This window comes from Stutzerimonas nosocomialis (assembly GCF_005876855.1).
GTDB classification, from domain to species: Bacteria; Pseudomonadota; Gammaproteobacteria; order Pseudomonadales; family Pseudomonadaceae; genus Stutzerimonas; species Stutzerimonas nosocomialis.
Genome location: NZ_QLAE01000023.1, coordinates 22,610 through 45,762, shown reverse-complemented (window position 1 = coordinate 45,762; position 23,153 = coordinate 22,610). Strand labels below are relative to the sequence as shown.

General features: G+C 67.0%; 26 protein-coding genes. 10 read left to right on the top strand and 16 right to left on the bottom strand.

Annotated features, from left to right (window positions below; all coding sequences use genetic code 11):
• Positions 1-12 precede the first annotated feature (12 nt).
• Positions 13-1,953 (top strand): HAMP domain-containing methyl-accepting chemotaxis protein, encoded by a 1,941-nt coding sequence (locus DN824_RS14775; protein ID WP_138409172.1) that lies wholly within the window; start codon positions 13-15, stop codon positions 1,951-1,953.
• A gap of 64 nt (positions 1,954-2,017) precedes the next feature.
• A complete protein-coding gene (locus DN824_RS14770) occupies positions 2,018-2,470 on the top strand; it encodes a hypothetical protein (RefSeq protein ID WP_138409171.1) in 453 nt (150 codons plus the stop codon).
• 10 nt (positions 2,471-2,480) lie between these two features.
• Here DN824_RS14770 and DN824_RS14765 read toward each other — a convergent pair whose 3' ends face one another.
• Entirely contained in the window at positions 2,481-3,782 is a 1,302-nt protein-coding gene (locus DN824_RS14765) for an MFS transporter (protein WP_138409170.1), read from the bottom strand.
• A gap of 133 nt (positions 3,783-3,915) precedes the next feature.
• On the opposite strand from DN824_RS14765, the gene DN824_RS14760 reads away from it, so the two are divergent.
• Positions 3,916-4,332, top strand: a complete 417-nt coding sequence (locus tag DN824_RS14760) for a bifunctional polynucleotide phosphatase/kinase family protein (RefSeq protein ID WP_138409169.1) — start codon at positions 3,916-3,918, stop codon at positions 4,330-4,332.
• Here the strand turns inward: DN824_RS14760 and DN824_RS14755 are convergent.
• Positions 4,329-5,036 (bottom strand): ArsR/SmtB family transcription factor, encoded by a 708-nt coding sequence (locus DN824_RS14755; RefSeq protein WP_138409168.1) that lies wholly within the window; start codon positions 5,034-5,036, stop codon positions 4,329-4,331. The two genes, DN824_RS14760 and DN824_RS14755, sit on opposite strands and share 4 nt — an antisense overlap.
• 76 nt (positions 5,037-5,112) lie before the next feature.
• On the opposite strand from DN824_RS14755, the gene DN824_RS14750 reads away from it, so the two are divergent.
• On the top strand, positions 5,113-6,531 hold the full coding sequence (locus tag DN824_RS14750) for an MFS transporter (protein ID WP_138409167.1): 1,419 nt from the start codon (positions 5,113-5,115) through the stop codon (positions 6,529-6,531).
• Here the strand turns inward: DN824_RS14750 and DN824_RS14745 are convergent.
• Complete coding sequence (locus DN824_RS14745; protein ID WP_138409166.1) at positions 6,458-6,673, bottom strand: DUF1127 domain-containing protein; 216 nt, start codon at positions 6,671-6,673, stop codon at positions 6,458-6,460. The genes DN824_RS14750 and DN824_RS14745 overlap by 74 nt on opposite strands.
• A gap of 173 nt (positions 6,674-6,846) precedes the next feature.
• On the opposite strand from DN824_RS14745, the gene DN824_RS14740 reads away from it, so the two are divergent.
• Entirely contained in the window at positions 6,847-8,310 is a 1,464-nt protein-coding gene (locus DN824_RS14740; RefSeq protein ID WP_138409165.1) for an aminotransferase-like domain-containing protein, read from the top strand.
• Here DN824_RS14740 and DN824_RS14735 read toward each other — a convergent pair.
• The 5 genes from DN824_RS14735 to DN824_RS14715 all read right to left on the bottom strand — a co-directional run bounded on the left by DN824_RS14735 (position 8,282) and on the right by DN824_RS14715 (position 13,391).
• Positions 8,282-8,599, bottom strand: a complete 318-nt coding sequence (locus DN824_RS14735) for a thioredoxin family protein (RefSeq protein WP_138409164.1) — start codon at positions 8,597-8,599, stop codon at positions 8,282-8,284. The genes DN824_RS14740 and DN824_RS14735 overlap by 29 nt on opposite strands.
• Positions 8,600-8,865: 266 nt before the next feature.
• Complete coding sequence (locus tag DN824_RS14730; RefSeq protein ID WP_138409163.1) at positions 8,866-9,789, bottom strand: NADP-dependent oxidoreductase; 924 nt, start codon at positions 9,787-9,789, stop codon at positions 8,866-8,868.
• Positions 9,790-9,936: 147 nt separating this feature from the next.
• Positions 9,937-11,046, bottom strand: a complete 1,110-nt coding sequence (locus DN824_RS14725) for a metallophosphoesterase (protein ID WP_138409162.1) — start codon at positions 11,044-11,046, stop codon at positions 9,937-9,939.
• 153 nt (positions 11,047-11,199) lie between these two features.
• Positions 11,200-12,246: a hypothetical protein gene (locus tag DN824_RS14720; protein ID WP_158295393.1), complete on the bottom strand. Its 1,047-nt coding sequence runs from the start codon at positions 12,244-12,246 to the stop codon at positions 11,200-11,202.
• Between the two features lie 272 nt (positions 12,247-12,518).
• The gene (locus tag DN824_RS14715) at positions 12,519-13,391 is read right to left on the bottom strand and encodes an alpha/beta hydrolase (RefSeq protein ID WP_138409160.1); all 873 of its coding nucleotides are present in this window, start codon (positions 13,389-13,391) and stop codon (positions 12,519-12,521) included.
• Positions 13,392-13,639: 248 nt separating this feature from the next.
• Here DN824_RS14715 and DN824_RS14710 point away from each other — a divergent pair, with 248 nt between their 5' ends.
• Positions 13,640-13,891 carry a hypothetical protein gene (locus DN824_RS14710; RefSeq protein ID WP_138409159.1) on the top strand — a complete coding sequence of 84 codons (252 nt, stop codon included), beginning with the start codon at positions 13,640-13,642 and terminating at the stop codon, positions 13,889-13,891.
• Positions 13,892-14,005: 114 nt separating this feature from the next.
• Here DN824_RS14710 and DN824_RS14705 read toward each other — a convergent pair whose 3' ends face one another.
• From DN824_RS14705 to trhA, 6 genes are all read right to left on the bottom strand, one after another.
• Positions 14,006-14,893, bottom strand: a complete 888-nt coding sequence (locus DN824_RS14705) for a manganese catalase family protein (RefSeq protein WP_138409158.1) — start codon at positions 14,891-14,893, stop codon at positions 14,006-14,008.
• 274 nt (positions 14,894-15,167) lie between these two features.
• The gene (gene xth, locus DN824_RS14700; RefSeq protein WP_138409157.1) at positions 15,168-15,965 is read right to left on the bottom strand and encodes an exodeoxyribonuclease III; all 798 of its coding nucleotides are present in this window, start codon (positions 15,963-15,965) and stop codon (positions 15,168-15,170) included.
• Positions 15,966-16,049: 84 nt separating this feature from the next.
• Positions 16,050-16,211, bottom strand: a complete 162-nt coding sequence (locus DN824_RS22495) for a hypothetical protein (protein ID WP_158295334.1) — start codon at positions 16,209-16,211, stop codon at positions 16,050-16,052.
• Positions 16,212-16,266: 55 nt separating this feature from the next.
• Positions 16,267-16,593, bottom strand: a complete 327-nt coding sequence (locus tag DN824_RS14695; protein ID WP_138409156.1) for a protealysin inhibitor emfourin — start codon at positions 16,591-16,593, stop codon at positions 16,267-16,269.
• A gap of 10 nt (positions 16,594-16,603) precedes the next feature.
• The gene (locus DN824_RS14690; RefSeq protein WP_138409155.1) at positions 16,604-17,662 is read right to left on the bottom strand and encodes a M4 family metallopeptidase; all 1,059 of its coding nucleotides are present in this window, start codon (positions 17,660-17,662) and stop codon (positions 16,604-16,606) included.
• 263 nt (positions 17,663-17,925) lie between these two features.
• Positions 17,926-18,543 (bottom strand): PAQR family membrane homeostasis protein TrhA, encoded by a 618-nt coding sequence (trhA, locus tag DN824_RS14685; RefSeq protein WP_138409154.1) that lies wholly within the window; start codon positions 18,541-18,543, stop codon positions 17,926-17,928.
• Between the two features lie 108 nt (positions 18,544-18,651).
• Here trhA and DN824_RS14680 point away from each other — a divergent pair, with 108 nt between their 5' ends.
• Positions 18,652-19,338, top strand: coding sequence for a spermidine synthase (locus DN824_RS14680; protein ID WP_138409153.1), 687 nt, complete (start codon positions 18,652-18,654; stop codon positions 19,336-19,338).
• On the opposite strand, the gene DN824_RS14675 is transcribed toward DN824_RS14680, so the two are convergent.
• Entirely contained in the window at positions 19,335-20,324 is a 990-nt protein-coding gene (locus DN824_RS14675) for a sensor histidine kinase (RefSeq protein WP_158295392.1), read from the bottom strand. The two genes, DN824_RS14680 and DN824_RS14675, sit on opposite strands and share 4 nt — an antisense overlap.
• Positions 20,325-20,829: 505 nt before the next feature.
• Between DN824_RS14675 and DN824_RS14670 the strand changes: the two genes are divergently transcribed.
• From DN824_RS14670 to DN824_RS14665, 3 genes are all read left to right on the top strand, one after another.
• Complete coding sequence (locus DN824_RS14670) at positions 20,830-21,402, top strand: Sbal_3080 family lipoprotein (RefSeq protein ID WP_138409151.1); 573 nt, start codon at positions 20,830-20,832, stop codon at positions 21,400-21,402.
• Positions 21,403-21,545: 143 nt separating this feature from the next.
• The gene (locus DN824_RS22490; protein WP_158295336.1) at positions 21,546-21,707 is read left to right on the top strand and encodes an AbrB/MazE/SpoVT family DNA-binding domain-containing protein; all 162 of its coding nucleotides are present in this window, start codon (positions 21,546-21,548) and stop codon (positions 21,705-21,707) included.
• A 103-nt stretch (positions 21,708-21,810) separates the two neighbouring features.
• The gene (locus DN824_RS14665) at positions 21,811-22,377 is read left to right on the top strand and encodes a histidine phosphatase family protein (protein ID WP_138409150.1); all 567 of its coding nucleotides are present in this window, start codon (positions 21,811-21,813) and stop codon (positions 22,375-22,377) included.
• A gap of 5 nt (positions 22,378-22,382) precedes the next feature.
• On the opposite strand, the gene DN824_RS14660 is transcribed toward DN824_RS14665, so the two are convergent.
• Complete coding sequence (locus DN824_RS14660) at positions 22,383-23,114, bottom strand: sulfite exporter TauE/SafE family protein (protein ID WP_138409149.1); 732 nt, start codon at positions 23,112-23,114, stop codon at positions 22,383-22,385.
• Between the last annotated feature and the right edge of the window lie 39 nt (positions 23,115-23,153).

The window sequence follows — 23,153 nt, the reverse complement described above, 5'->3', positions numbered from 1 at the left end:
CTGGGGAACAAGATGTATCAATGGAGTGAAAAGCGGCTGGCTGATCTGTCGGTTGCCAACAAGCTCATCGTGGGCTTCGGCCTGGTGCTGCTCCTGACGTGCCTGGTGGCCGCGCTCAGCGTGCGAAGTCTCGACCAGGTTGCCGAAGGCAATCGAAACCTGCTGATGGTCGAGGAGCTGCAACAACTGGTCCTGCAGGCCCGCAGCGAGCGCATCCTGTTCGGCATCGCCGGTGAAAAGGCGCATGCCGAAAAGGTCATCGAGCTGACCGAGGAGATGCAGGCGCGGCTCGAGTCCTTCGTGGGCACGCTCGATTCGCCGAGCAGCCTGGCCATCGCCCGCGAGTTGCAGAACACCATCCCGGCCTATCGCAACGCCCTGCAGCGGATGGTCGAGATCCGCACCGGCCGCGAACAGATCCGTGGCGTGTTGGTCAAGAGCGCCGAGCAGACCCTGGCCGGCTTCAACGCCCTGCAGGAGCGCCTGTACACGAGCCTCAGGAACGATCCCTACGCGTCCGGCCTGATCGATCAGGTACGCGAGACCGAGGCGCTGAACAAGCAGGTGCTCAACATCCGCTACCTGGTGCGCGGCTTCATCTTCCAGCAGACGCCGCAATCGCAGCAGCTGGCCAGCGACGCGCTGGACCAGCTGTTCAAGGCGGCCGAGGCCAGCCGCAACCGGCTCCCGGCGCCGGTCGCCGCCGACCTTGCCAGCACCCTCGAAGCCCTGCGCACCTACCAGGCCTCGGTCGGCGCCTTTGGCGAGAGCCTTTCCAGCGGACGAGACGTGGACGCGGGCCTGGTAAAACTGGCCGACTCGCTGCGCACGAACGCCAAGGCCCTGCTGGACGATCGCCAGGCCGCTCTGGCCGAGGCCACCCGGCAGGCGATCCGGCAGGTCGTCCTGGTGGCCGCCGCCGCCCTGGTGCTCGGCTTGCTGGCGGCATTGGCCATCGGCAGCCAGGTCATCCGCCCGCTGCGCCACACGCTCGGCCTCGCCGGCCGCATCGCCCAGGGAGACCTCAGCGCCCAGGCGACCACCGGACGCCGCGACGAACTCGGGCAGTTGCAGAACGCGATGGCGGAAATGGCCGGCAGCCTGCGGGACCTGGTGGGCCGCATCGGCAGCGGCGTATCGCGGATCACCCACTCGGCCGAATCCCTGTCGACCATCACCGAGCAGACCAGCGCCGGCGTCAACAGCCAGAAGGTGGAGACCGACCAGGTGGCCACCGCCATGCAGGAAATGGTCGCCACGGTGCAGGAAGTCGCGCGCAACGCCGAAGAGGCGTCCCAGGCCGCGCGTCTGGCCGACCAGCAGGCCAAGCAGGGTGACAAGGTGGTCAGCACCGCGATCGACGGGATCGAGCAGCTGGCCCGGGGCGTCGAGCGTTCGGCCGAGGCCATGGAACGGCTCAAGGCCGAAAGCGAGCGGATCGGCAGCGTGCTGGACGTGATCAAGTCGGTCGCCGAGCAGACCAACCTGCTGGCGCTCAACGCCGCCATCGAGGCAGCCCGGGCCGGCGAAGCCGGGCGTGGTTTCGCGGTGGTGGCCGACGAGGTGCGCGGCCTGGCCAAGCGCACGCAGCAGTCGACCTCCGAAATCGAGGCCCTGATCGCCGGGCTGCAACAAGGCGCGCAGCAGGCCATGGCGACGATGCACGACAGCCGCTCGCTGACCGCCTCGACCGTCGACCTGACCCGCGAAGCAGGCCTCGCCCTGGCCACCATCACCCAGACCGTCTCGCAGATCCAGAACATGAATCTGCAGATCGCCGCGGCTGCCGAGCAGCAGAGCAGCGTCGCCGACGAGATCAACCGCAGCGTGGTCAACGTGCGCGAAGTGGCCGAGCAGTCGGCCAGCTCAAGCGAGGAGACCGCCGCCTCGAGCACCGAGCTGGCACGCCTGGGTAACGAGCTGCAGCAACAGGTCGCGCGTTTCAGGCTCTAAGCAGATGCCCGCAGCCGGACACCTTCCGGCTGCGGGCACCTTCGCCCGAAACGAGGAAGCCTCGATGACCCCATTGCGCCTTGCGCCCCTGCTGCTCGCGCTGTCGGCCTGCAGCGCCACCCCGCCCGGCAACGATCCCTCGCACCCCGCGCCCGACCCCGCCATCGCCGCCTTTCGCAGCATCTGTCTGGAAACCGCGCCAAGCTTCGCCGGCGCTTCGGCGGCGGCCCGCCAGCTCGGCATCGGGCTCACCGACATGGGCTTCGTCAGGCTGGGCATGACGGCCGACAAATCCATGGGCGTGCAGGTCAAGGACAACAGCGAATGCGCGGTGACCACGCCCAGCCAGGCGGATGATCAGCTCACGCGGCGGTTCCTGGCGATGATCGCCGAGGTCACCGGAACCCCGCCCGGCCGCCAGGTGCCGGTGAAGGTCAGCGTCGGCGACCAGACGTTCATCTTCACCCACGACCGCAACGGCGGCGAAGCCTACGTGATGCTCAGGCCCGAGCCGTAGGCAGCCCCGGCTAGCGGTTGACCACCTTCGCCGGCAGCGCCACCACCAGCAGCGAGCTGAGCAGCAGGCAGCCGGCGAAGAACCACATCGCACCGGTGCTCGAACCGGTGAGGTCGAGCGCCAGCCCGACCAGCGAGTTGCTCACCAGCCCGGCGATGTTGGCCAGCGAGCAGGCCAGCGCGAAGCCGGTGGCCGCGGCGGTCCCGCTGAGAAAGGTCGCCGGCAGGCTGAAGAACACGGGTACCGCGCCGATGATGGTCGCCTGGGCGATGGCGAAGAGAATCACCGTGCCTGTCGCGCTATGGCTGAACCAGGTGCTGGCGGCCATCGCCAGCGCACCGATCCAGAACGGCACGATGATGTGCCAGCGCCGCTCGCGGAAGCGGTCCGAACTCGCGCCCAGCGCCAGCATGCCGATCAGCGCGGCCAGGCTCGGGATCGCGGTGAGCCAGCCGATGGTCAGCGGATCGGCCACGCCGGCGTTGCGCAGGAAGGTCGGCATCCAGAACCCCATGGCATAGGCGCTGAGCAGGATCGAGAAATCGATCCCGCCGAGCATCCAGACCTTCAGGTTGAAGAAGCCTTCGCGAAAGCTCTGCCCGCTGCCGGGGCTCTGCTGCTCGTCGAGGGCAAGCTGCGCGGCGATGGCCTGCGCCTGCGAGGCCGTCAGCCAGCGGGCCTGCTCCGGGCCGTTCGGCAACAGCCGGAACGCCAGCACGCCGAGCAGCACGCTGGGCAGGCCTTCGAGCAGGAACAGCCACTGCCAGCCGTGCATCCCGCCGACCTGGTCGAAACGCCCCATGATCCAGCCCGACAGCGGCCCGCCGACCAGGCTCGACAGCGGCAGGCCGATCATGAACAGGGCGATGATCCGCCCGCGGCGCCAGCTCGGGAACCAGAGCGTCAGGTAATAGAGCACGCCGGGCAGAAAGCCCGCCTCGGCCGCACCGAGCAGGAAGCGGATGAGGTAGAACTGCCCCGGCGTCTGCACGAACAGCGTACAGGCCGACAGCGCGCCCCAGGTGATCATGATCCGTGCGATCCAGATCCGCGCCCCGACGCGCCTGAGCACCAGGTTGCTCGGCACCTCGAAGAGGATGTAGCCGACGAAGAACAGCCCGGCCCCGAGCCCGAACGCCGCCTCGCTGAATTGCAACTGCTCGGCCATCTGCAGCTTGGCGAAGCCGACGTTGATCCGGTCGAGATAGGCGGCGAGGTAGCAGAAGCAGAGGAACGGGATCAGCCGCCAGGTGATGGTGCGATACAGGCGGCGCAGTTCATCGTCGCCGGGCTGGGCTGGCGCAACGGTCATCGAGCGGTCTCCGGGAAGTGGCGGTCGGCGTCAGGGTGAGGTAGGCCTCGGGGTGGCGGCGTGCTGAATACAATGCCCCGCCCCGAAGGTCTCAGGTTTACCGCTCGCGCAGCGTATCGGTTGGCGTCCTCGCATGGAATTGATTCTCTTCATCGGCATCCAGGCCGCGGGTAAATCCACGTTCTATACCCGACGGTTCTTCGACACCCACCTGCGCCTCGATCTCGACATGCTGCGCACGCGTCATTGCGAGCGGAGCGTGCTGCAGACCTGCCTCGCGACGCAGCAACGGCTGGTGGTGGAGCAACCCGACCCTCGCCGAACGCGCCGGCTTCCGGGTGACCGGCTATTTCTTCGAGCCGCCTCTCGGGGCTGCGAGCAACGCAACAAGGCCCGCGCCCGACAGGTACCGCCCGCCGGCCTGTTCGGCACCCTCAAGCGCCTGCAACGACCGAGCCTGGACGAAGGCTTCGATGAACTGCACCGCGTGGTGCTCGAGCCCGACGGGCAGTTTCGCGTGACGCCCTACCCACCTGTTCGGCAGTTTTAAAGACCGGCCTGGGCCGCGATATCGAAGCCGAAATGCTTGCGGCATTGACGGCTGCCCTTGGCGGTGACTCGCAAGACACGCGAGTCGAGGTCCTTCACTACCCACCCCCGGCTACTCATCAGGTCGAGCAACGCGGCGGCGAGGCTGCCTCCCAGGTGCGGGCGCCGCTCGCTCCAATCCAGGCAAGGATAGGCAAAGCGCCGACGACGACCGCGTGCCTGCTCCACATCGACGCCCAGCGCCACTAGCGCTTCCCGGCCTCGATCGGTGAGCCCATAACCGTCCTGCTCAGGCACGATCCAGGCCTGCGCCAGCAGAGCGTCGTGAAGCTTGACCGCCACCTCTCCCGCGCAGTGGTCGTAGCAGGTACGCGCATGGCGCAGCGGTGACGGCGTGCTCGGTCGGAACGGCGTACGCGCCACGCCGGCGACGGTCAGCAAGGCCTCCAGCGCAGCCGCCACGTCGGCGTTGGCCAGACGGAAGTAGCGGTGCTTACCCTGGGACGACATCGCCACCAGCCCTTGATCGCACAGGCGCCGGAAATGTCCGCTGGCCGTGGAGCTGCCGATATCGGCCAACGCAGCCAGCTCCGTTGCGGTACGCGCATGGCCGTCGAGCAGGCTGCAGAGCATGCGTGCCCGCGCGCGATCGGCGATCGCACCCGCGATGTCGGCCAAATGGAGGTCCGTCTGGTCTGCATTCATGGTTCGGCTCATCCCGAAGTATTGGATACAGCCGGCAGCATACTGCGTCGCTATTCCCTTCGCAGGAGATAGCCGCATGCAACGACCGGGTTTCTTTGGGCGCAACGTGATGTGGGCGGCGTTCACGATGGCGATGTTCGGCTGGGGTGTCGGCTTTTACGGGCCGCCGATATTTCTCCATGCCGTGATGCAGCGCACCGGCTGGCCGCTGTCGCTGGTGTCAGGAGCGGTCACGCTGCACTTTCTCGCCGGCACGCTAGTGGTGGCCAACTTGCCACGGATCTACGCCCGTTTCGGCATTGCCCGTGTGACCTTCAGCGGTTCGCTGGTCCTCGCGCTCGGAATTGGCGGCTGGGCTGTCGCCGCAACACCCTGGCAGCTGCTGCTGGCAGCGTTGTTCAGCGGCATGGGCTGGGTCACGCTCGGCGCGGCAGCAGTCAATGCGCTCATCGCGCCGTGGTTCGTCACCACCCGCCCCGCTGCACTGGGCATGGCCTACAACGGCGCGAGTCTGGGCGGCGTGCTGTTCTCACCGTTGTGGGTAGTGTTGATCGCGACCCTGGGTTTCGACGGCGCGGTGCTGGCGGTCGGCCTGTCGATGGTCGCCGTGATCGGCGCACTGGCCCGCAGCATATTCGTCCATAGTCCCGAATCGCTCGGGCAATGTCCGGATGGTGGGTCTTTTCGCGGTCAAGACCGCTCCCACGATGGGCCGCGGTGTCCGGGTGGGAGTGGTCTTGATCGCGAACCTCTGCGCCACCCCGCTCGCGCTCAGGTCCGGTCTCGCGAGTTCGAGCACACCCCCACGGCTGCAGCCGTGACGAGGAGGCCAATGCACCTGCCGGGACGTGCGCTCTGGCGAAATCGGCAATTCGTCACCCTGGCGCTGGGCATGTCGCTGGGCCTGTTCGCCCAGATCGGGCTGATCACCCATCTGTTCAGCCTGCTGGTACCACGCCTTGGCGGACAGTGGGCGGGTATCGCGATGGGCGTTGCGACACTCGCCGCCATAGGCGGACGACTCCTGGTAGGCCGCTATCTAAACCCTGGCAGCGACCGGCGCGGGGTCGCCTGCTGCGCCTATGCCCTGCAGATTCTCGGCTCGCTGGTGCTGCTCGCCGCCGATGGTCAGCCCGCGTTGTTGTGGCTCGGGGTGGTTCTGTTCGGATCGGGTATAGGCAACGCGACCTCCCTGCCCCCGTTGATCGCCCAGACAGAATTCGTCGATGCGCAGCGCGCCGTTTCGCTGATCGTTGCCCTGTCGCAAGCCTGCTACGCCTTCGGCCCGGCGCTGTTCGGGCTGTTACGCGAAGCATCGCCGGCAGGCTGGAATGGCGCGGCCGTGCTGGCCATGGCCGCGCTGATTCAAAGTTTGGCCATGATCAGCTTGGCTCTGGGCCGACGTGTCGATAGTGCCGAGTTCAGCGCAGCAGCTGCCACAACGGCAACCTCGCCTCCCGCTCGGCCTGCCGACGCGTCAGGCCGACGTCCTTGAGTTGCTCGTCGGTCATCCGCAGCAGCGCGCGGCGCGTTTGCTGACGTAGCCGGAAGCGGGCCCAGAGACAGCCGAGCGAGGCGCGCGGCAGGAGTTCGGCATTGCGGACGGTGATTCCGGATGGCGTGAGGGTGGCTTTCATGTCGGCGCTCCTGCAAAGGGGTAACGCCATGATCCTCGGTGCGCCATCTGTATGGCAGATCCAGAAACCATGAATCAGATGCAGTACAGAATGAGCTATGCCGCATCTGAATCCCCGAAAACGGGCCTATCTGTATTGTGACGAGCCCGGACGGCTCGGGTATCGTGCTGGTCATGACCCTCTACCTCGAACTTGCCGAATCCCTCGGCCAGCGCATCGAACAAGGCCTTTACCGCGCGGGCGAGCGCTTGCCTTCCGTGCGTTCGCTGAGCCTTGAGCACGGCGTCAGCCTGACGACGGTGCAACAGGCCTACCGCGTGCTCGAAGAGGCCGGCCTGGCGACGCCACGCCCGAAGTCCGGCTACTTCGTGCCGGACGAGCGGCGCCTGCCCGAGCTGCCCCGGGTCGCTCGGCTGGCGCAACGGCCGGTGGACATATCCCAGTGGGAAGACATCCTCGAGCTGATGCGCAGCCGCCCGGCACCGGAGCTGATGCAGTTCGGCCGCGGCATGCCCGATGTCGTCTCGCCGACGCTCAAGCCGCTGCTGGCGAACCTCGCGCGCCTGAGCAGACGCACCGACGTGCCCGGCCTGTACTACGGCGACATCCAGGGGTTGCGCGCATTGCGCGAGCAGGTGGCACGCCTGGCGCTCGATTCCGGCTGCCAGTTCGGCGCCGAGGATCTGGTGATCACCAACGGCTGCATCGAGGCGCTGACCACCGCGGTCCGCGCGATCTGCGAGCCGGGCGACATCGTTGCGGTGGACTCGCCGAGTTTTCATGGCGCCATGCAGACGCTCAAGGGCGTGGGCATGAAGGCGCTGGAGATTCCGACCGACCCGCTCACGGGCATCAGCCTGGAGGCGCTGGAGCTGGCCCTCGAACAGTGGCCTATCAAGGCGATCCAGATCACCCCGACCTGCAACAACCCGTTCGGCTACGTCATGCCGGAGGCCAACAAGCGCGCCCTGCTGCGCCTGGCTCAGCAGTTCGACGTCGCGGTCATCGAGGATGACGTCCACGGCGACCTGGCCTACCGCTACCCGCGCCCGCGTACCCTCAAGTCGTTCGATATCGACGGGCGGGTGCTGCTCTGCAGCTCCTTCTCCAAGTCGCTCGCACCGGGGCTGCGGGTCGGCTGGATCGCGCCGGGGCGCTATCTGCAGCGAATCCTGCACATGAAGTACATCGGCTCGGGCGCGACGGCCACCCAACCGCAGATGGCCATCGCCCAGTTCATTGCCGAGGGGCACTACCCACCGCACCTTCGCCGGATGCGCAGCCAGTACCAGCGCAACCGCGATCAGATGAGCGCCTGGGTCGGCCGCTATTTCCCCGCCGGGACGCGCATCAGCCAGCCGCTGGGCGGTTTCATGCTGTGGGTCGAGCTGGCCGAGCAGTTCGACAGCCTCGAACTCAACAGGCGCCTGCTCGAACAGGGCATCCAGATCGCGCCGGGTTGCATCTTTTCCGCAGCCGGCAAATACCGGAACTGCCTGCGCCTGAACTATGCGGCCCGCCCCTGCCCCGAACTGGAGGCCGCGGTGCGCCGTATCGGTGAAACCGCGGCACAGTTGCTGAGCGAATCGGAGCCGCCGGCGCCGGCGATCAGTTCAGACGTGCCAGCGCCTGGCTGATTTCACTGACATCGGTCGGCCGTACCACCCGGGCGACTTCCTGCCCCTGGCGCATGAAGATCAGCGTCGGCCAGAGCTTGACGCGGAAGGTGCGGCCCAGCACCCGGCCCTTGCCATCCTCGACCTTGATGTGGCGGATGCCGGGACGCGTGGCGAGGGTCTGCTCGATCAGCGGCTGGGCGGCGCGACAGTGGCCGCACCAGTCGGTGCCGAACTCGATGACGGTCTCTCCGTCGAGCGCATCGACTTCTTCACGCGACGGGGCCTGGGGCGAATACGGGCCATTCATGAGGCAGCTCCTGCAGTGGCTGATGAAGGGTTCGACAGCGTGAGCGTCGCGTTCATTGCATGGGACGAGGGTGTCGGGGGCGCAGGGCGATGGATCGTGGTGGGTTCTTCGCGGTCGAGACCGCTCCCACGGAATACGGCGGTCCGGCCCGTGGGAGTGGTCGGGACGTCTGGTCTTGACCGCGAAGCAAGCGAAGCCACAACGCCAGGCCCCGTATCAGGCCTCTCCCGAGTGGCGCATCGCCCAGGCGTGCGTGCCACCGTGGCTCAGTCGCTCACGTGAATGACGATCTTGCCGCGCACATGCCCTGTCTGGCTCAGGCGCATGGCGTCGGCGGCCTGCTCCAGTGGGAAGGTTTTGGCGATGGGGACGATCAGACGGCCTTCGGCAGCCATGTCGGCCAGCACGCGCAGGTCGGCGCCGCTTGGGCGCACCCAGGCCCAAAGCCCGCCGGCGGATGACACCGAGTCGTCGACGATCGAGCCGTGACGGCCACCTTCACGCAGAACCGCCCGGGTCTGCTCCAGCACGCCACCGACGAAGTCCACGACCACGTCGACACCTTCGGGCGCCAGCGCCCGGACGCGCTCGACCAGGCCCTCGCCGTAGGCCACCGGCTCGACGCCCAGCGAGCGGAGGAACGCATGGTTCTTTTCCGACGCGGTACCGATCACCCTCGCGCCGAGGTAGCGCGCGATCTGCACCGCCTGGATGCCCACCCCGCCCGCGGCCGCATGCACCAGCACCAGGTCCTTCTCGCCGGTGTGCAGCCGCGTCAGCAGCTGGTAGGCGGTCAGGCCCGCCAGGGGAATGGCGGCCGCCTGGTCCCAATCCAGGCTGGCCGGCTTGCGGGTCACCGAGCGTGCCGGAACCGTCGCCAGCTCGGCGTAGGTGCCGTCGTGGACGAAATCCTTGCGCGCGTAGGCCATCACTTCGTCGCCGGGTGAGAACTCCGGAACGTCGAAGCCGACCGCCTCGACGACGCCGGCGACGTCCCAGCCCGGCGTCACCGGGAAAAACGTCTGCATCGCGCCATCGAGGGCGCCGGACATGAGCTTCCAGTCCACCGGGTTCACCGCCGCGCGGCGCACGCGGATCAGCACTTCGCCGGGCGCCACCTTCGGTGCGGGCCGCTCGCCGAGTTTCAGCACGTCAGGGTCGCCGTAGCGCTCGTAGATCATGGCTTTCATCGGTTCTCTCCTGCAGGGTTGGCCGCTCGGCAGCGCGCCGAGTGCAGAGGCGTGATGCCTCAGGGTTGGTCCCGAGGCCGCCGTCGGGAGTTCATCGTCGCCGACTGCCGGAGCCCCTGGCCTGGGCAAGGCGGCCCGGCAGCCGCATCAGCGCGCCGGCACCAGGCGAATCCGGGTGATTTCCGAAGGCGCGCCGAAACGTAGCGGCGGGCCCCAGTAACCGGTGCCGCGGCTGATGTAGACCTGCAGCCGCCCCGCCCGCTGCAGTCCGGCCACCCAGGGCTGCTGCCAGCGCACGAAGTGCATCCAGGGCCAGAACTGGCCGCCGTGGGTATGCCCTGACAGTTGCAGGTCATACCCCGCCTCGCGGGCGGCGGTGGCTGAACGCGGCTGATGCGCCAGCAGGATCTTCGGCGCCTCGGCCGGCGCACCGGCCAGTGCGGCCTGGGGGTCGCTGCGGTGGTCGGGATGGAAATGGCCGGCCGAATAATCGGTGACGCCCGCGACCACCAGCTCGCCCCCCTCGTGGGCGAGCCGCACGTGCTGGTTGAGCAGCACCCGCAGGCCGAGTCGCTCGAACTCGGCGACCCAGGCCTTGGCGCCGGAGTAGTACTCGTGATTGCCGGTCACCACCAGCGTGCCGTGCCTGGCGTTGAGGTCGGCAAGCGGTGCGATGTCGTCGCGCAGGCCCTCGACGCTGCCGTCCACCAGGTCGCCGGTGATGGCGATCAGGTCCGCCGACAGGGCATTGGTCCGGGTGACGATGCCATCCAGGTAGCCACGCTTGATGGTCGGCCCGACGTGGATGTCGCTGAGCTGGACGATGGTGAAGCCGTGCAGCGACGCGGGCAGGCCATCCAGGGCGATTTCCCGCTCGACCACGCGCGCCACCCGGCGTGCATTGAACAGGCCGAACAGCGTCAGCGCGACCACCAGCCCGAGCACCGCCAGCGCCGAGCCATGGGCGAAGCCGGGCCAGTCCAGGCCGGTCAGCGACAGTATGGCGAGCACCAGAGCGCGCAGCAGCGCGAGCACCGCCAGGCTCGAGAACACGCCCATCACCAGCAGCGCGGTCCAGGCGAGCCACGCCCGGCCCTGGCGCTGGACGCCCATGGGCAGCAGCAGGCAGGAGATCACCAGGTAGAGCCAGGCCGCGCCCGTCCCCACCGGGCCCAATGCCAGGTCGGGAATCAGGGTGACGCCGACGAACAGGTGCAGGCCGGCCAGTACCAGCAGAATCATCAATCGTGAACGCATCGCGGTCTCTCGGCAGGAACAACAGGGTCGGACGCCTGGGGCGTTCCGGGTGCCCGGGGATGAACCGAGATGATGCGCGATTTCCAGAAAAGAAACCGCAGTGGCAGGCGGGAGGGAGAAAAAAGGGCGTCGCCGCGCGGCGACGCCCTTCTGTCAGCGCTGGATCACGGTCGCGACGTTGCCGGTACCGTTCTGCATCACGGTGGCGCTGAGGTTTTCGCTCGTCAGCGCGATGCTGCCCTGGGTGATCCGCGCCTGGTTGGCATCGCCGACCTGGCTGACCGCGGCGTCCAGGTTGTAGCCGTACTGGGTCACGCTGATAAGGTTTTCCGAGCCTTGCTGGGAGAAGGTGGTGGTATTGAAATCGGCGCCTTGCTGCACCTCCACCGCATTGGAGTCGCCGATCGACACGCCGGTGATTTCGCTGCTGCGACCGTCCTGATCCATCACCAGGTCGTTGCCGTACCCTTCCTGCACGAGATCGATGAGGTTGTGGCCGCCCGATTGGGAGACCTGGGCCGTGTTGGCATCCCCCTTCTGCTCCAGCCGAACCAGCCCGGCGTTGTAGCGGCTGGAATACTGGTCCACCTCCGCATTGTTGTCGTTGCCTACCTGGGCGACTTCGATGGTGCCGCCGTAAGCCACGACGGCCTGGCGAATGGACAGCACGTTGCCGTCCCCGACCTGCTGGCTGACGGTGGTCCCGCTGCCCAGTTGAGTGAGGGTGGTGGCGTTGTCGTTGCCTATCGACGACACATCGGCCTCGTTCAGCCGCCAGCTCTGTTCGATCACGTGCAGGTTGCCATTCCCCTGCTGCGACGAGACGACCTGGTTGTCCGCTTCTTCCTGCCAGACCACCGAATAGTTGCCTTCGCCGACCTGGTTGATGGCCGCGTTCTGTCGCTCGCCTTCCTGATAGATGCTGGCGTTGTTGGCCTGCCCGTTCTGATCGATCGAGGCGGTATGTTCCAGGCCAACCTGGATGGTTTCGGCGAGGTTCGAGCCGCCGGCCTGGATGACCGTCGAGCTATGCCGGTCGCCGTCCTGGTACTGGACGATCTGGTTGCCTTCGCCATTGGATTGCTCGGCGAAGACCTCGTTGTCGTTTCCGGTCTGGCTCTGATCGACCTGGTTGGCAGCGGCGGCGTTGAGGCTGAAGGCAAACAGAATGGCAACAGCCAGGGGTTTGGGTGTGAACATGCGCAATAGCTCCTGTAACGAGTGCGTCGGCACAGGCCGGTTGGGTGACATCCGAGGTCCCCGACCGGCCTCCCTGTACGGCACAGCGTCCGGATTGTTCGCCAGCGCGACGAGCGAGGTGAATCGGCTTAACGGTGTAAAAAGCAGCGGCCGTCATGGCCGACCGGATTAACCCCCGCCTGGGCCGCGGCTGTGCAGGCGAAAAAGCTCCCGGCCATTCGTCGGTCAGGCGCAACGCCGCGTCGGGCTTCGTGGCGCGGCGCTGGCCTGCATCAGAAAAGCGCCTGGATCGCTTCCCGGTAGGCCTGTCGTCCGACCCGCATGCTGTTGTTGTGGGTGGCGCCTTCCACCAGCAACAGCCGCTTGGGCTCGAGCGCCGCCTCGTACAGTTCCTCACTGAAACGAGCCGGCACGTACTGGTCCTGGGTGCCATGCACCACCAGCAGCGGCATGCCGATCTGGTCGATCTTGTCGATCGAGTCGAAGCGCTGCGACAGCAGCCAGCGCACCGGGAGGGAGGTATCGGCCAGGACGGTGGCGATATCGGCGAGCGTGGTGAAGGTGGATTCGATGATCAGCCCCCGCGCCTGCACCTCGCCATCGGCGCTGCGCGCCTCGCGCCCCAGCTCGGCGGCCAGGTCGACCGCCACCGCGCCGCCCAGGGAATGCCCGTAGATCAGGCGCTTGCCGGCGTCGGGCTGCAGCGTCTTCATCCGCTCCCAGGCGATGCGCGCATCCTCGTAGACCGTGGCTTCCGAAGGCGGATCGCCGAGGCTCTGGCCGAAACCGCGGTAGTCGATGGCGAACACCGAGAAGCCCAGCGCGCGCAGCTGTTCGAGGCGAAACAGGTGCCCGGTGAGGTTCCAGCGTGCGCCGTGGAGATAAAGCACCGCCGGCGCATCCTCGCTCGCGGCGGGCCACCACCAGGCCGAAATGCTCTGGCTTTCGCCGAAGTTCGGGCCGCGCAGCACCATCTCCTCGACGCCCTCGGGCAATCCGCCGTACCAGCTGGCGTTGCCCTGCTCGACCCGGAACACCAGCTCGCGCTCCTTCTGCTCGAGCATCGAGCAACCCACCGGCAAGCCCACCACCAGCGCCATCAACAGCAACAACCCCGGCCAGCGGGGAAAACGCCTTCTCGCCATATGGCTCACCTGTGAAAGACAACCGACACATTGGGCCGGCTCGATCCCCTGCGGTGCAAGTCGCAGGCCAGGGCAAGGGGTAACCGGGCGTGTCGGTCGCGCTGGAATCGAGCGGGCGACGCTCGAGGCGGGAATGACAGACAGGGCATCAACCGAGGTAATGATCACTATCGCCGCGTCCGTCTTTGGACATCGGCCCGGGCTCGGTAGCCTTTTCTCCGTACCCCCATTCCCACGAGGAAGCCATCATGAAAAAGCTAATCGCCAGCCTGATCCTGGCCAGCCTGAGCGGAGCCGTATTCGCCATCCCGGCCGAGCCGCAACGACTGCTGCTGGAAGCCCAGCCCTCTCACGAGCAGACCGACACCACCGTCGCCGAAGGCGGCTTCGAGCGCACCCCGCTGGGCCTGCAGCTCGCCGATGACGGTTTCGACCGCACCCCGCTGGGCCGCCTGCTGGCCGAAGGCGGCAGCGACCGGCTGATCGAGCGCCACAGTTGAACCCGTGCCGGCCTGAGTCCGGGCGCCGCAATCAAAAAACCCATGGAGCGATGAGCCCCATGGGTTTTTTGTTGCCTGCCCGCCCGCTACCTGACCACGGACGAGCGTGCGGCCTCACTTTTTCTTCTTCTGGATGGCCATGCCCGAGCCGAGGTCGGCACCGGTGATCGGGTCCAGCGACGGGTTGGACGCCGTACGCTTGACCATCTGGGTGGTCGCCTTCATCTCTTTTTCCGAGAGATTCACCGTCGCCATGCCATCGCCGCCGTCGACCGCCGGTTCCGGGCTTTCGATGTATTCCCATTCCGGCCCCTGGTTCCACGGACCGCGCGTATCGCCCTGACCCTGGGACAGGTTGAAGTACACGCTCTCGAACTCCGGCACCGGCGCCAGCTTGCCTTGCGGGAAGTTGGGTTGCAGCGAGTGCAGCGCCTTCTCGAAGGATTTCTGGTGGGCGATTTCACGGGTCATCAGGAACTTCAGCGCATCCTGGATACCCGGATCGTCAGTGACGTTGATCAGCCGCTCGTAGACGATCTTGGCCCGCGCCTCGGCCGCGATGTTCGAGCGCAGGTCGGCGGTCGGTTCGCCGATGGTATCGACGTAGGCCGCGGTCCAGGGCACGCCCGCCGAATTGATCAACGGAGTGCCGCCGCCGTAGAGCACCTGGGTCACATGGGAGTCGTTGCCCGCTCCCGTCAGCGAACGGTACATCTCGGCCTCCTGCTCGATGCCTTCGGCAAGTTCGCCGCGGGCACCTTTGTTGAGCATGGCGATGATCGAGCCGATCACTTCGAGGTGGCTGAGCTCCTCGGTGGCGATATCGATCAGCATGTCTTTGCGGCCTGGGTCCTCCTCGGTCACCCCCTGAGTGAAATAGCGCATCGCAGCGGCGAGCTCGCCTTGCGGGCCCCCGAACTGTTCGAGCATCAGGTTGGCCAGGCCAGGGTTTGGCTGAGCCACTCGCACGGTATATTGCAGTCGCTTGTTATGGACAAACATGCTGTTCTCCTGAGGGGAAATTTAAACAGCGTCCTTTCAGCGTTCATTTTCCATTGATGAGAAACCGCAACGGTTTCAGGCCTGATCGACGACAATTGCGACCAAACGTATGAAATGGAGAATCGGCCCACGTCTTTAGTTCAGAGCCTGCGTCTATCTGGCCGAAAGCTTTTCTCTATCGCCGCGAACCGGGTCCAGCATTGGCGCGGGTTTGCCGGCACCGCCCGATGGACGGCGCCGCAGCCGCCCGCCGAACGGTCGTCCGCCCTGCCGTTCATCCCCCGTTCGGAACGCCCTTCAACTCGATCCAGGTGGGTGCGTGGTCGCTCGCCTTGGGCTGGTCGCGCACCCAGCGATCGACCCCCGCGTCGTGCAAGCGCGGGGCGAGTTCGGCGTTGAGCAGCAGGTGATCGATGCGCAGACCCGAGTTCTTCTGCCAGTGCTGGCGGAAATAATCCCAGAAGGTGTAGAGGCGCTCGTCGGGGTAACGCGCACGCAGGGCATCGATCCAGCCCTGCGCCAGCAGGCGCTGGAAGCACTCACGGCTTTCCGGCTGCAGCAACGCATCCTTGCGCCAGGAGCGCGGGTTGTAGATGTCCTCGTCGGTGGGCACCACGTTGTAGTCGCCGGCCAGCACCACCGGGTGACCGCTGTCGAACAGCCCCTGGGCATGGGCGATGAAGTGCTCGAACCACTGCAGCTTGTAGTCGAACTTCGGCCCCGGCTGCGGGTTGCCGTTGGGCAGGTACAGGCAGCCGACGATAACCCCATGGGCGGCTGCCTCCAGGTAGCGGCTGTGGCTGTCGGCTTCCATGCCCGGCAGGCCGCGGCGAATTTCCAGGGGGTCCATGCCTTTGGCCAGGATGGCCACGCCATTCCAGGATTTCTGCCCGTGCCAGATCGCGCCGTAGCCCGCGCCGCGGATCTCGTCGATGGGAAAGGAGGCGTCCTGCGTCTTGAGTTCCTGCAGGCAGGCCACGTCGGGCGCCTCGCGCTCGAGCCATTGCAGCAGCGCGGGCAGCCGCGAGCGGATTCCGTTGATGTTGAAGGTCGCGATTTTCAGTTTTTCCACGGCTTGGCCTCGTCGGGTGCGAGTCGGGTGCGGCGTCGGCCGGCCCGGTCCTATTCCGACCGCCGTTGCGCCGCGAACGTGCCCTCAGCGCTGCGTGGGAAAGGATGCCGGATCGGCGAAGCGCTCGAGCAGATAGTCGTAGATCAACCGTACCCGTGCCGGCACCGGCTCTCTCTGCGGGCGGTTGATGGAGCGGGCGAGTTCATCGAGCACGGTCGCCAGGGCACCACTGCGTATACGCAGCACGGCCGTCAGCTCGGCTTCGGCCTCGTCGCAGGCAAACGCCCAAGGGGCAGCGGCGCTATATGTCCAGCTGCCCCTTGTCCCAAAGGCGCACCAGATCTCCCGGTGCGCGCTCCTCGGGAATCCGCAGCACCAGCTCGTCGTCGGCGTCCTCGCGCCGGTAGCGCAGCTCCACCTTGTAGTAGCGCTGGTCGCCCTGCCCGGCCTGGGGCGTGGACAGCGGCAGACAGCCTTCGAGCAGCGAGCAGATCTGCCCGCGCTGGCCCGGATCGCACTGGGCGAAGTCGATTTCCCGCGGGCGGCTGAGCATCGACATCGCGGCGAAACCACCCTGGCGCGAAAGCCGCACCACGGTGTCCTGTCCCAGCTCTGGCAGTCGTTTCATCGTTCCTCCTTCATCCCGTGGCTACGCCGACATCGGACCAGGCCTGCGCAATTGACCGCGCCTGGCCCGATTGTGCGCCGAAGCGTCGCTCGGCGTGGGCCACGGTCAACGCAGCGAAGGCGCCGAAATCCGCATCGTTGCCAAGGGCGCGGTCGCACAGGGTGTCGTACCAGACCTGCCCGGCGGTCTCCCAGGCGTAACCGCCGATGGCGCTGGCCGCCAGGTAGAACGCGCGGTTGGGAATGCCGGAGTTGAGGTGCACGCCGCCGTTGTCGTCGCGGGTGTCGATGAAGTCGCGCATGTGCCCCGGCTGCGGGTCCTTGCCCAGCAGCGGATCGTCATAGGCGCTGCCCGGTTCCGCCATCGAGCGCAACGCACGCCCCTGGATGCGCTCGGTGAGCAGATCGGCCCCCACCAGCCAGTCGGCTTCGGCCGCGGTCTGGCGGAGCACGTACTGCTTGGTCAGCACCCCGAAGACATCGGACACCGACTCGTTCAACGCGCCGGACTGGTTGTAGTACACCAGCCCGGCCTCGGCCTCGATGACACCATGGGCGAGTTCGTGGGCGATCACGTCCAGCGAACGGGTGAAACGCTGGAACACCTCGCCGTCGCCATCGCCGAAGACCATCTGCTCGCCGTTCCAGAACGCATTCTCGTAGCGCTCGCCATAGTGCACCGTGCCGATCAACGGAAACCCGCGGCCATCGATCGAGTGGCGGGCGTACACCTGCCAGAAGAATTCGTAGGTCGCGCCCAGCGCGTCGTAGGCCTCGTCCACCGCCGCATCGCCGGTAGCGCCCTGCCCCTCGATGCGGCTGAGCCGGCCGGGCAGCCGCATCTGGTTCTCGGCGTCGTGGATGCTGCGCCTGGGCTGGCCCGGCTGGGAGCGCTCCGGCAATGCGGTCTGCATCGGCCGATGCAGGGGCGGGCCGGGGTTGCGCTGCAGGGCCTGGACATGGCTGAGCGTCCCCAGCGCGCAGGAGCGCTGCCGCTCCGAGCCGTGCTCGATGATGTGGCTGAGAATGTAGGGCGGGATGAACCCGCGTGGCGTCTGCTTCAATCGCATGGCACGTCCTCCCGTCTGGTCGCCACTGCACCCGATGGGCACAACCGACCGCAGCGATACCCTTGTGATCGTGCCGGGCCCCGGACGTTTCGTTCACGCATCCGAAACCGCGAGGTCGTTCACGGATGCGATTCCCGTGGGAGCGGGACTCGCCCGCGAAGGGTACGCCACCGATATTTCTGCCCAACCGCCAACGCCTTTCGCGCGGTCAAGACCTCTCCCACAGAGGTGCGCTGGAGGCCTGCGGGTTCGCGTCGGGACGCTCAGAGCACGTAGAACGCGATCGCCACGTAGTGCAGCAGGCTGCCGCCGATGACGAACAGGTGCCAGATGCCGTGCCAGTGGCGAAAACGCTGGTCGAAGGCGAAGAAGACGATGCCCAGGGTGTAGAGCACGCCGCCACCCACCAGCCAGGCGAAGCCGGTGGCGCCGAGCGCGGCCAGCAGCGGCTCGACCGCGACCAGGACGATCCATCCCATCACCGCGTAGATGACCACCGAGAGCACCCGGGCTTCGGAACGGGGTTTGATTTCCTGCAGCATGCCCACCAGCGCCAGCCCCCAGACGATCCCGAACAGCCACCAGCCCCAGGGGCCGCGCAGGGTGACCAGGCAGAACGGGGTGTAACTGCCGGCGATCATCAGGTAGATCGACAGGTGGTCGACCTTCTGCATGATGCGTTTCGCCCGGCCGCGCACGCTGTGGTAGACGGTCGACACGGTGTAGAGCGTAACCAGCGTCACGCCGTAGATCGCCACGCTGACGATCTTCCAGGGCGAGCCGTCCAGAGCGGCGAGGACCAGCAGCCAGACCGCGCCGAAGAACGCCAGCGCGGCACCGACCAAGTGAGTCCAGGCGTTGAGTTTTTCGCCGTGGTACATGGATGTCGCTTACCTCCGAGAAACGAGGGCGCTAGCGTGGCGACAATCCCTCGGGCACGCAATGGCCCTACAATGCGGTCGTCCTCCAACCCGCCCCGAGTCCCGCCGATGAAACGCTTCGTATTGCTCGACACCGCCCCGATCCCCGAGACCGACGGCGCCCTGTGCCTGTTCGAGTACGGCGAGGACTTCGTGATCAAGATCCGCGGAGGCGACGGCAACCAGCTGATGAACACCCGCATGCACGGCTCGGAGGATGCGCTGGCGCGGATTCCCTGCAGCCAGATCGCCAAGCGCCCCGGCGCCCGGGTGCTGATCGGCGGCCTGGGAATGGGCTTCACCCTGGCCGCGGCGCTCGCGGAGCTGGGCGACGATGCCGAAGTGGTGGTGGCCGAACTGGTGCCGGGCGTGATCGACTGGAACCACGGCCCGCTGGGCGAGAAGGCCGGCAGGCCAGTGCTGGACCCGCGTACCCGGATCGTCAACGAGGATGTCGCCGCACTGTTGCAGCGTGAGAAAGGCGGCTTCGACGCGATCATGCTGGATGTCGACAATGGCCCTGAGGGGCTGACCCAGAAGCGCAACAGCTGGCTCTATTCGCTGGCGGGCCTGAACGGCTGCGCGGCGGCACTGCGGCCCGGCGGCGTACTGGCGGTGTGGTCGGCCAGCGCCGACCGCGCCTTCACCGAGCGGCTCGCCAAGGCTGGCTTCGCGGCCCGCGACGTGCAGGTCTACGCCCATGGCAACAAGGGCACCCGCCACACCATCTGGATTGCCGAACGGCGCCGCCGCTAGGCGATGGCGAAGGTCAGGGCGACGCGGCTACCGTCGCCGCCTTCGCGCGCGAGTCGGGCGCCGCAGCGGTGGGCGAGCGCCTCCATCAGCCCCTGGCCCGGATTGCCCTCCTCTGCCAGCGCTTCGCCGAAACCGCAGCCGGCATCGCTCAGCGAGACTTCGGCGCTGGCCTCGCCCACCCGGCGCACCCGCAGGCCCACTTCGCCGACGTGGCCTTGCCGCGCCGCGCTGATGACCAGTTCGTTGACGATCAGCCCCAGGGTCGAGGCCAGCTGGAACGAGACCGGCACCGACTGGGTCTGCGCGGTCAGCATCGCCGTCCCGCCGCTTTCGGCGTTGAGGATGGCGCGCACCAGGTTCGGCAGGTAGTCACCCAGGTCCACCGTGCCGCTGCTGCTGCGGTGCAGCTCTTCCTGCACCGCACCGATGCCGTGCACACGGCTGATGGCGGCCTGCAGCAGGGCTTTCGCCTCCTCGCCCGAGGCCTGGTTCCGGGACAGCTGGAGGAAGGCGATGATCAGTTGCAGGTTGTTCTTGACCCGGTGATTGAGCTCGGCCAGCAGCACCCGCTGGTGCTCCTCCAGATCGCGCTGCTCGGTGATGTCGATGCAGCTGCCGAAGTAGCCGGCAAAGGCGCCGTTGCGGTAGTACGGCGCGCCGTTGTCGAGCAGCCAGCGATACACGCCGTCGTGGCGCTTGAGGCGATACGGCATGGTGAAGGGTTCGCGCGCATCGAAGGCGGTCTGGTAGATGGAGACGCAGCGCTCGAAGTCGTCCGGATGCACGTCTTCGGCCCACCCGTAGCCGAACAGCTGCGCCTGGCTCTTGCCGGCGAACGCCTGCCACGGCCTGTTGAACCAGTCGCACAGCTTGTCCGGCCGCGAACGCCAGATCATCACTGGGGCGTTGTCGGCGAGCTCACGAAACTCGCGCTCGCCCATGTCGGCCGGATTCAGCCCTGCGGGTATGCCTTCAATCTGCGTCATTTCACTGTCCTGCCGCATGGCGGCCCGTGTCGAAGAGTTCCAGCGCCAGGGCACGCCCCGCGCTGCAGCAGCCCAACCAATGCGGATGTTGCTGCCGGCCCGGTTGACGCCCACCGGGGCCGGATCGGCACATCCCTCACCCGTCGACCGCAGGCCTGCCAGCTCGGGCCCTCGGACCGTGAGGGCGAACAGCGCTGGGCCAGGATCGGAGCGCCACGACCGGAAGGATTCGCATCCTCGAATGGAACGCCTTGGCATTGGGCGGACCGGCACTACCTGATGGACATCCGGGGCGCCCCGGTGTTCGCGCACCGCCTGGCGCTCGGCCCGCCGACACCCGCCAGATGTGATTCAGTCGAGCTTCGAGGGCAGGCAAACGACGACTAGTGGCCCTATGCAATCATGCGCTATGGTTGCGTCCCCGACCGTTCGGCTCCGCCCGAACGGCACATTCACCCGCCTGCCGCCCCTCCAGCAGACCGCCTCAACGACAGGGACCGTTCCGATGTACAAAGCGACAGCATTTCTGACCGCAGCCGTGCTCCTCAGCGGATGCAGCATCAAGCAGACCGTGACCCCGGCCGAATTGACCGCCGATCTGCCCACCGAAATCTGTGCGATCCCCGCCGAGGGGCTGCGCCAGGGTTTCAACACCACCTACAAGTCGCTGCTGCAGAGCAAGGGCTTCACGGTGCGCGAACTCAAGCCCAACACCAGCCCTCGCACCTGCGATCTGTCCACCACCTATATCGGCCAGTGGGGCTGGGACATGGCCCTGTACATGAAGTACGCCGATATCCGGGTCTTCAACAAGGGTCGGCAGGTTGGTCAGGCGCTGTATGACTCGCGCTCCGGGGGCGGCCGGCTGGACAAGTTCATCGACGCCGAAACCAAGATCGCCGAACTCACCGACCAGCTCTTTCCGAACGGGGCGACCGGGCTCGGTCAAGGAGCCATGCCGGCGTTGCGTGAGGACGGCTCCCCGACCAAGGCGCAGCAACTGTATGAACTGCGCCAGGAGAACCTGAGTTACGAGCAGTTCCAGACCCGCTACCAGGAGATCATGAGCCAACCGTAACGCATGAGGACCCAGCCCTTCCTGCGCCCCATCCTCCATCACGAAGAGGCTCCCACTCGTCGCCCGTCCCGGCGCTGACACGCTTTGGTCATGTCCATGCGCTTAGCCTGTTGCTGCCGAACCGCGGCGAACAGGAGGCTGTGATGAGCAGATTGCAACGATTGATCGCCCAGTGCGCCCGCAACGCCCCGGAACCCAGGGGGCTCGACGCCTGGCGCCAGGCTCGCCCGAGCGGACTCGATGCCGGCGAGGCGTTGCAGGGGCGGCGCAGTGCCGGACAGCGGCCGCTGGCCCAGGAGCGCTGAGCGCCTTCACCACGCGCATGGCGCACCACCGGCGACCGGCAAGGTCCTATCGATTGCCGGGCCGTCCCCTTCCGGGCGGCCCTTTCGCAATCGGAGTGCGTTCATGCAGATCACCCTGGTACGCCACGGCGAGCCCGATCACAACGGGGCTCGCTGGTGCACGCCACGCGAGATGAAGACCTGGATCGAGGGCTACAACCAGGCCGACATCATCGAGAAACCGCTTCCGGCAGCCCTGCAGCAGCTCGCCGACGAAGCCGGAGCCGTCGTCAGCAGTTCATTGTCGAGATGCCAGCAATCGACCCATCACCTGGTGGGCGAGCCGCAGTGCGTCAACGACCGGCTATTCGCCGAGGCCCACCTGCCCTACCCCGACCTCGACTTCCCGCGGCTGCCGGTCAGGGTCTGGCGAACCCTGTTCCGCGGCGCCTGGTTCCTCGGCTTCTCGCGCCATACCGAGTCGATCGGCCAGTCCAGCGAACGCGCAAGGCAGGCGGCCGAGCGGTTGATCGCCCTGGCCCAGGAGCACGGAAGCGTGCTGCTGATGGGGCACGGGATCATGAACATCCTGATCGCCCGGCATCTGCGCGCGCAGGGCTGGAAAGGCCCGCAGTTACTATTTCTGCGCGATTACTGGCACCCGAGCACCTACCGCAAGCCAGGCGACTGACCCGTTCAGAGAAATGCCCGCACCAGCGCCTGGATGCCGAGCAACAGCAAGCCGATGAAGAACGCCTTGCGGAACACCGCCTCGCTCAGCCGCTGGCGAACCCACTGCCCCAACCCGAGCCCGAGCAGCGCGGGCAGTACCAGCATGGCCGATGCGCCGAAGTCGATCGCCTGGGTACCGCCGTGCAGCAGCAGGCCGAGGCCCAGCGCCAGGGTCGAGACGGTGAACGAGAGGCCGAGCGCCTGGATCAGGCTCTCCTTGTCCAGCCCGAGGGCCTGCAGGTAGGGCACCGCCGGAATGACGAACACACCGGTCAGGCCGGTGACCAGCCCGGTGACGAAGCCGACCAGGATCGAGACGCCCCGCTCGCCGCGTGACGGCACCCTGAGGCGGACCGACTTCAGCCCGATGACGGCATAGAGAATCAGGGTCGCGCCCAGGGCCGCGGACACCCAGGGGCTGCCCGAGCCGACCATCCAGCGCGTGGTGATCAGCGTACCGAGGGTTACCGCGACCATCATCGGCCACAGCCGTATCAGCAAGGGTCGCAGCGCGGGTCCGGCCCACAGCTGCCAGAGGTTGGTCGCCATCGACGGCGCCAGCAGCAGGGCCGACGCCTGCGCCGGGCTCATCACCACCGCCAGCATGCCGATGGCCACCGTGGGCAGGCCCATGCCCACCACGCCCTTGACCACCCCGGCCAGCACGAACACCGCGATACAGAACGCCAGCTCCATCGACCCGCTCCATGATTTTCCTGGTGCGCAACTGTGCCT

Coding starts and splice junctions, on each gene's coding strand:
- DN824_RS14675 (WP_158295392.1), bottom strand. CDS start 20,324: ATGACGCAGATTGAAGGCATACCCGCAGGGCTGAATCCGGCCGACATG.
- DN824_RS14735 (WP_138409164.1), bottom strand. CDS start 8,599: ATGAATGGCCCGTATTCGCCCCAGGCCCCGTCGCGTGAAGAAGTCGAT.
- trhA (WP_138409154.1), bottom strand. CDS start 18,543: ATGTACCACGGCGAAAAACTCAACGCCTGGACTCACTTGGTCGGTGCC.
- DN824_RS14770 (WP_138409171.1), top strand. CDS start 2,018: ATGACCCCATTGCGCCTTGCGCCCCTGCTGCTCGCGCTGTCGGCCTGC.
- DN824_RS14710 (WP_138409159.1), top strand. CDS start 13,640: ATGAAAAAGCTAATCGCCAGCCTGATCCTGGCCAGCCTGAGCGGAGCC.
- DN824_RS14755 (WP_138409168.1), bottom strand. CDS start 5,036: ATGAATGCAGACCAGACGGACCTCCATTTGGCCGACATCGCGGGTGCG.
- DN824_RS14720 (WP_158295393.1), bottom strand. CDS start 12,246: ATGTTCACACCCAAACCCCTGGCTGTTGCCATTCTGTTTGCCTTCAGC.
- DN824_RS14750 (WP_138409167.1), top strand. CDS start 5,113: ATGCAACGACCGGGTTTCTTTGGGCGCAACGTGATGTGGGCGGCGTTC.
- DN824_RS14730 (WP_138409163.1), bottom strand. CDS start 9,789: ATGAAAGCCATGATCTACGAGCGCTACGGCGACCCTGACGTGCTGAAA.
- DN824_RS14740 (WP_138409165.1), top strand. CDS start 6,847: ATGACCCTCTACCTCGAACTTGCCGAATCCCTCGGCCAGCGCATCGAA.
- DN824_RS14690 (WP_138409155.1), bottom strand. CDS start 17,662: ATGCGATTGAAGCAGACGCCACGCGGGTTCATCCCGCCCTACATTCTC.
- DN824_RS14775 (WP_138409172.1), top strand. CDS start 13: ATGTATCAATGGAGTGAAAAGCGGCTGGCTGATCTGTCGGTTGCCAAC.
- DN824_RS14760 (WP_138409169.1), top strand. CDS start 3,916: ATGGAATTGATTCTCTTCATCGGCATCCAGGCCGCGGGTAAATCCACG.
- DN824_RS14670 (WP_138409151.1), top strand. CDS start 20,830: ATGTACAAAGCGACAGCATTTCTGACCGCAGCCGTGCTCCTCAGCGGA.
- DN824_RS14745 (WP_138409166.1), bottom strand. CDS start 6,673: ATGAAAGCCACCCTCACGCCATCCGGAATCACCGTCCGCAATGCCGAA.
- DN824_RS14660 (WP_138409149.1), bottom strand. CDS start 23,114: ATGGAGCTGGCGTTCTGTATCGCGGTGTTCGTGCTGGCCGGGGTGGTC.
- DN824_RS14765 (WP_138409170.1), bottom strand. CDS start 3,782: ATGACCGTTGCGCCAGCCCAGCCCGGCGACGATGAACTGCGCCGCCTG.
- DN824_RS14665 (WP_138409150.1), top strand. CDS start 21,811: ATGCAGATCACCCTGGTACGCCACGGCGAGCCCGATCACAACGGGGCT.
- DN824_RS14725 (WP_138409162.1), bottom strand. CDS start 11,046: ATGCGTTCACGATTGATGATTCTGCTGGTACTGGCCGGCCTGCACCTG.
- DN824_RS14695 (WP_138409156.1), bottom strand. CDS start 16,593: ATGAAACGACTGCCAGAGCTGGGACAGGACACCGTGGTGCGGCTTTCG.
- DN824_RS14705 (WP_138409158.1), bottom strand. CDS start 14,893: ATGTTTGTCCATAACAAGCGACTGCAATATACCGTGCGAGTGGCTCAG.
- DN824_RS14715 (WP_138409160.1), bottom strand. CDS start 13,391: ATGGCGAGAAGGCGTTTTCCCCGCTGGCCGGGGTTGTTGCTGTTGATG.
- DN824_RS22490 (WP_158295336.1), top strand. CDS start 21,546: ATGAGCAGATTGCAACGATTGATCGCCCAGTGCGCCCGCAACGCCCCG.
- DN824_RS14680 (WP_138409153.1), top strand. CDS start 18,652: ATGAAACGCTTCGTATTGCTCGACACCGCCCCGATCCCCGAGACCGAC.